We start from the raw sequence: 6,087 nt of genomic DNA on the forward strand, positions 1-6,087 counted from the left end.
CACATCATACTGCGCGCCGTCGCCCTTGTAGCCGGACGCCATGGCATCCGGGCTCATGCTCTTTGCGATTTCCTCGATCCTGGCCTTCATGAACTGGGTCATCCTGATGTCGTTGTCCTTCCAGTCGAAGGTCATGCGCATCAGAGGACGGCCGTGGCGGTCCTTGTAGGTCGGATCGAGATCGAGGCAGGTGTCGCGATAGGCCATGTTGGAGCCATGAGAGCCGATCGAAAGGCTGTGGCCGTACCATTCGCCGACGGCCTCCTTCCAGCCCGCGCCCCAGGCCGGCGTGCTCGGCGGCAGCGACATCTGCTGGATCGGGCGGCCGCCGGTATGGCCGCAGGTGATATAGCTTCCGCCGATAAACCCTTCCTTGCCGAAATCAATCTGCGACATCGAGAAATCGTCGATCGACATGCCGCCCGCGCCGGTCCCCACGAACGGGTTGAAAACCTTGTCCCGGAACCACATGCTGGTGCCGCCGGTCATCTGGTAGGAATAGTTCCGCCCGACCACGCCTTCGCCGGTATCGGGATTGTAGGGTTCGCCGATTTCCGACAACAGCAGAAGATGGACATTGTGCAGCGAATAGGCGCAGACCAGCACGAGATCGGCCGGCTGGAACACTTCCTCGCCGGTCTTCTCGTCGAAATAGGTGACGCCCGTCGCGGTCTTGCCATCGGCGGCCTTTTCGATCTTCAGCACCTCCGAGCGGGTCCTGTAGCTGAAATTCGGCTTGCGTTTCAGCGCATCGATTATGCAGACCTGCGGCGACGACTTGGAGTAATTGTTGCAGCCGAAGCGCTCGCAGTAGCCGCAGTAATTGCACGGCCCAAGCTGCATGCCGTAATCATTGACATACTGGATCGAGGCATTGGCCGCCGGCCGCGGGAACGGATGGTAGCCCATATTGCGGGCGGCATCCGCGAACAGCTCCGAATCCCAGGTGTTCTTCAAGGGCGGCATCGGATATTCGGCCGAGCGCGGCGCTTCGAACGGGTTGCCGCCCTCCTGGATTTCGCCATTGATGTTGCCCGCCTTGCCGGCAATGCCGGCGACGCTTTCGAACTTGGTCATGTGCGGCTCCAGTTCCTCGGCCGTCACGCCCCAGTCCTGAAGCTGCATGCCTTCCGGAATGATGTCCGCGCCGAAGGTCTCCTCGACATAGGAGCGCAGCCGGTATTCGACCGCCTGCGGACGCCAGTTCTGGCCGTTCCAGTGGACGCCCGCGCCGCCGACGCCGTCGCCGGGCAGGAACGAACCGAGATGACGGTAGGGAAGCGCCGTCTCAGCCGTGTTGTGGCGCACGGTCAGCGTGGAGTTCACCGGCTTCTGCATCAGGTCGTAGCGGACGGCATATTTCAGCTCGTCGAAAATATTGGGATACTGGAAATCGGGCACCGTGCTGCGGTCTTCGCCGCGTTCGAGCGCGAGGATTTCGAGCCCCTCATTCGCCAGTTCCATGCCCATGATCGCCCCGGTCCAGCCGAGCCCGATGATGACGACGTCTTTTTTGGGATCTGTTCTCGTTGCCATGATCTACGCCCTGTCTCCGTTGATCGCCACGGGGCCGAGCGGATATCGCGCGTTCTCACGCCCCGGCCAGGAAGTAAAGGCGCCGCGCGCGCCGGGAAAGCCGATATAGACCCAGGCCTGCATATCGTGATTGCCGCCATAACCGGGATCGGCGAAATAACCCTCCTTGGTGTTGGCGAGCAGGAACTGGAAGAAATCGCGCAGCTCGGGCGCCAGCCCCACCTCGCCCTTTTGCAGCGATGTCAGCGCGGCATCCTGTGTTGCCGCTTCGAGATTTTCGAAACTGTCGCCATGCGTTTGGTTGCACCAGTCCTGAAAGACGGGGATCGCCTGGCGGTAGATCTCCGCCGGCGTCAGCGGGCTCTGGAAACCGAGCGTGGGATTGGCGGCGGGATCAAACGGCCCCTGCATGTACCAAGTGGCAGCCTTGCCGAAATTGCCTGCGAGCTGCCGGTCGATGAAGACCGGCACCCGACAGTCGATCGCCCCCGGGCCATTGCCGCCGGAGGGAATGAGGCAATCGCAGGCGGCCATGACGAACGCCCATTCGGCTTCGTTGAAATAGACCCGCTCATACTGATCGAGCGGCGGCGGGGCTTCCTTTTCGGGCGCTTGCGCCTTCACCGCGCCGGCAAGCGAAGCAATCGCCACCCCCGCGGCGCTCCCCTTGAGGAACCCGCGCCGGGATGGACGTCCTGGCATATCTCGCATGATGTCTCCCTCTCGCCGGCTGGCACCGGCCTTTTCTCCCCGCCGGTGCACGCCATCGATGATCTTGCAGGCAGCAGCGGCTTCATGACATCCGGACCGGGCCGAGCCGGACACGCACGTCTGTCGTGAACGACAGGACAACGCCAAAGTCTTCCATTTTGTTCCGTGTCCGCCGCCAAAAAATCTTTCGGCAGCCGAAGGCGCGCAGAACAGCCGCAGCAGGATCGAAACCCTGTTGCGGGCCGGCCGGGCATGATCCGGGCGGCCGGGTTACGCCGCCCGTTCAGTGGTCCGTTCTTCCTCCCACGCGCCGCCCGGGTGATATCGCCTTGCGATCCGCCCGTTCTTCAAGGCTAACAGATGCAGCCAGCGATTGTCGAACAGTGCCTTGACCCTGGGGTGCGCCTCGAGGATGCGGCTGATCTCCCCCTCCGGAGCCTCGATCAGCACCGACAGCCTCAGCGGCGTATGTTCCAGGCTTTCGCCATTGTGGAGGGCCTGCCACGGCAGACCGGGCCGCAGGCGGCCGCCATTGCCCTCGACGACGCCGACGCCGCCGACCACGTTATGGATGAGCTTGTTGCCGCCGCCGAAAACCTCCGGCGCGACGCTCGAGCCATAATATTGCAGGCTGATCCAGCTCGCGACGACGACGGGGGCGGTCAGGATCAGTTCCAGCGTCTTGAAGCCCTCGTCCGCGCGCCAGTCATAGCTGTGCAGAAAGGCCCGCCCGCCGAGGCTTTTCCCGGAAGTCAGATGGCGCGGCGCGGCAACAAAGGCGGCGCATCCGGCAAGGCCCCATTCGGGCCTGATCTCCGACCAGTCGGCGGCCCTGGCCGAAATCGACCGCGCGCTCGCGCCCGGCAGGCGCATCGCCCTTTCCGCGCGCGCCTGCGCGCCTGCTTGCCTCAGCCATGTCCGAAGTTGCTCCATCGCGTTGTTTTCGCGGGGCAAGTCTCCGTCGAACACCGTGACCTCGTCCGTCGTCGTATCGTGCAAGGCGGCAACAAAACGGGTATCCTCCGGCAGGTCGATGCCATGTCCTGGCAGGCCGGCGCGGGTCTCGTCATCGTTCAGCAGAGCGGCCAGCAGCCTTGCCGATACCTCGCCCGAATAGCCGCCGCAGGCGCCGCAGTGATAGGCGCTCCTGTGCGGATTGTTCGTGACATTTGCCCCATGACCGACCAGCAGAACCGTTTGGGCGTGCCCGCGCGTCAGGCTCATCGCCTTCAAGACGGAGGCAGCCGTGGCGGCCTTCGCCTCCGCGTCGAGCGCCGGGGCGAGTTTCGGCGCCGAATGGCATGCGGCGCACTTGCCGCCAAGGCCAAGCGTATCCTTCATCAGCTTGCCGGCATAGAACAGTCCGGCCGCTTCCACATAGGCAAAGGAGGAGACCGCCGCCTGCCGGAACCGACCGAGGGCCCGGATCGTCCGCGCCTTGATGCGGGTCTTGTTTTCGCTCCCGGCTGTGCCGTGACCGGTCGACTGCAGGGCGGGTTTCAGCAACACCGGCAGGTGCTTCTCTTCGATGTCCGAACCATGGTCCCGGTGGGCAACCGGCAGGCCGAAAAAGCCCGCAAAGCCGAGCGTTTCGATATCCGGGCTCTGGCTTTCGAGCGCGCGCCGGAAGATTTCCGAGCGCACGTCGATGCAGAACGCGGCCTGCAGGACCGGGCGGTTCCGGGCCTGCGGCTTTGCAGCGGCAAGATTGTTGGCAAGGGTCCGAAGATAAGCCCTCTCCGAAGCGTCCTGCAGGATCTCGTCAGCCACCTGTTCACGCGTGGGCGCAAGCGGCGCGGCATAAAGCGCAAGCGTCGCCCGCCACCGATCCGCCACCTCCGGATACCGGCCCAGCAACGCGTCTTCCCAGATCAGCCGGATGGCCAGCAGGTCTCCCAGCGTCTCGTCGGATGTACCCTCCTGCTCGGCGCGCCACAGCAGCCAGCGTGCATGCTGCGCCCAGCCGCCGAGGTCCGTAATCAGCCGGTGGAAGAAAAACTCCGCCGCCTGCGGGCGGATCGCCAGTCGGCCGCACGCCTTGAGGATCGCCTGCTCCGGCGTATCGGGCGCTGCGGACACATGCGCGCAGAAGCCTGACAGTCCGGCAATTTCCGGCGTCAGGTCCCGGCTCGCCCAGGTCCGCCAGGCAGCGAATGCCCGCTGGTTCGGCGCAGGCGACCAGAGCGCCTGCCCGCGATCGAAATGACCGGCGACCCAAAGGCCGATCGTCTTTTCGATGATCGACGGCCAGTCGATGCCGGAAAGCTCGGCGGCCAGGTCGGCAATCGTCGGAAAGGGCTTCGGCAAGGGCCGCTCCCGCATCGCCATTTCCTTCAGAAGCGCGAGGTTGCCGGGCTTGTCTGCGGCCGGGTTCGCCTGAAGCGCCGCGACGAGGTCTTCATCGCGGATGCGACCCGAGACGATGGAGGCCTGGTACACGCGCCTCGCCTGGGTGAGGCTCACGCCTGCGCAGCGCGAAAGACGTGCGGATGCCGATGCGAAATCCTGGCCGGCCTGACCGAGGAACGGGTTGACCGCGACCGTCGCCTCAAGCGGGAACGCCGGCGGCACGGCCCGGATCGCCCGCATGCCGGCATCGAGAATTTCCGTCGCCTCCAGCGGGGCGAGATAGCCTTGATCGATAAACATTGGAATTGCTCTCACTGTCCGGATTTTGCAAGCCGATAGCCGCCGATGAAACGGTCGAGCAGCGCGTTCAGATAAAGGCCGTTCGCGATATGGACCCTGAGCCCTGCCATGGACGGGTGGTGCGCCCAGAGCGGGAACACCGCCTGGGCAAAGGCGACAAGGCCGAAGGACACGACCGCCAGCGTGATCAACGCCCATTCAAGCGGGCCCGCGACCGGCGCATGCGGCAGGCTTGCGCCCCACATCAGCTTTGCGGCCTGCTGGAAGGTGAAATAGGCCAGCGCGACGAAGAGCGCCGAAAGCGATGTGCGCCATGTCAGCTCCGCGGGCGCGGCGTCGGCCAGCCCCTGGGCCACCAGATAGGCGACGCCGAAAATCAGCATCGCGCCGATGGCGAGCGCCTGCGGCGTTTTCGGGCCCGCCGCCAGCGAGAAAGCGACGGACACGAGGCCGTAGAGGGCCAGCGCGATGGCGAAGGAGCGCAGGACGTTGGCAACGCTCGGAATGGCGATGGGTCCGGGGCGGTGCAGGTTTGCGACCGCCGCAACGGCGCCGCCGGACGACAGGAAGGCATGCGCCTTGTAGAGCGAGTGGGCGACAATATGCAGAAGCGCGAGCGGCCAGAGGCCGAGGCCGCATTGCAGCAGCATGAAACCCATCTGCGAGATCGTCGACCAGGCGAGCGCCGTCTTGACCGCGCTCTGCGTCAGCATCACCACCGCGCCGAAAAGCGCGGTCAGTCCGCCGAGGGCAACGACGACGCCCATCGCGCCGGGGCTCGCCTGCACGAGATCGGCCGTCCGGATCAGCAGGAAACCACCGGCATTGATGATGCCGGCGTGAAGCAGGGCGGAAACCGGCGTCGGCGCCTCCATGACCTCGGTCAGCCAGCCGTGCAGCGGGAAGGTTGCAGCCTTAAGCGCCGCCGCCAGCACGAGGCAGCCGACGGCCAGATGCCCGGTGAAGGACAAATGCGGTCCGACGGCCTGAGACAACGCGCCGAGTTCAACCGTCCCCGTGCCGGCAAAAAACAGGGCGGCGGCGCAGAAAAGCGCCACATCGCCGGCATGCCAGACGAGCGCGAATTTTGCGGCGGCCCGCCTGGCGGCAGGACGCTCCGGATAGAACAGCAGCAGCTTTTTCAGGCAGATGCCGATGGCGACGAAACCGAGGAAAAGCAGCGTCAGGCTT

4 protein-coding genes are annotated in these 6,087 nt (G+C 65.0%); all 4 read right to left on the reverse strand.

Translation table 11 applies throughout. The annotated features are described in order from the left end of the window. Positions 1-1,536, reverse strand: a 1,536-nt coding sequence (locus AC5DC2_RS17925; protein ID WP_491699457.1) for a GMC family oxidoreductase, incomplete at its 3' end; no start/stop codon positions are given. A gap of 3 nt (positions 1,537-1,539) precedes the next feature. Next, entirely contained in the window at positions 1,540-2,247 is a 708-nt protein-coding gene (locus tag AC5DC2_RS17930) for a gluconate 2-dehydrogenase subunit 3 family protein (protein ID WP_491699458.1), read from the reverse strand. A gap of 270 nt (positions 2,248-2,517) precedes the next feature. Next, the gene (locus AC5DC2_RS17935) at positions 2,518-4,896 is read right to left on the reverse strand and encodes a YbcC family protein (protein ID WP_491699459.1); all 2,379 of its coding nucleotides are present in this window, start codon (positions 4,894-4,896) and stop codon (positions 2,518-2,520) included. An 11-nt stretch (positions 4,897-4,907) separates the two neighbouring features. Further along, a partial coding sequence (locus AC5DC2_RS17940) for a proton-conducting transporter transmembrane domain-containing protein (RefSeq protein WP_491699460.1) occupies positions 4,908-6,087 on the reverse strand: 1,180 nt, incomplete at its 5' end.

The sequence above is a fragment of the Martelella sp. genome (assembly GCF_984369615.1).

What these genes read in the sequence shown, in the direction of transcription:
- AC5DC2_RS17930 (WP_491699458.1), bottom strand. Translation starts at nt 2,247, where the DNA reads ATGCGAGATATGCCAGGACGTCCATCCCGGCGCGGGTTCCTCAAGGGG.
- AC5DC2_RS17935 (WP_491699459.1), bottom strand. Translation starts at nt 4,896, where the DNA reads ATGTTTATCGATCAAGGCTATCTCGCCCCGCTGGAGGCGACGGAAATT.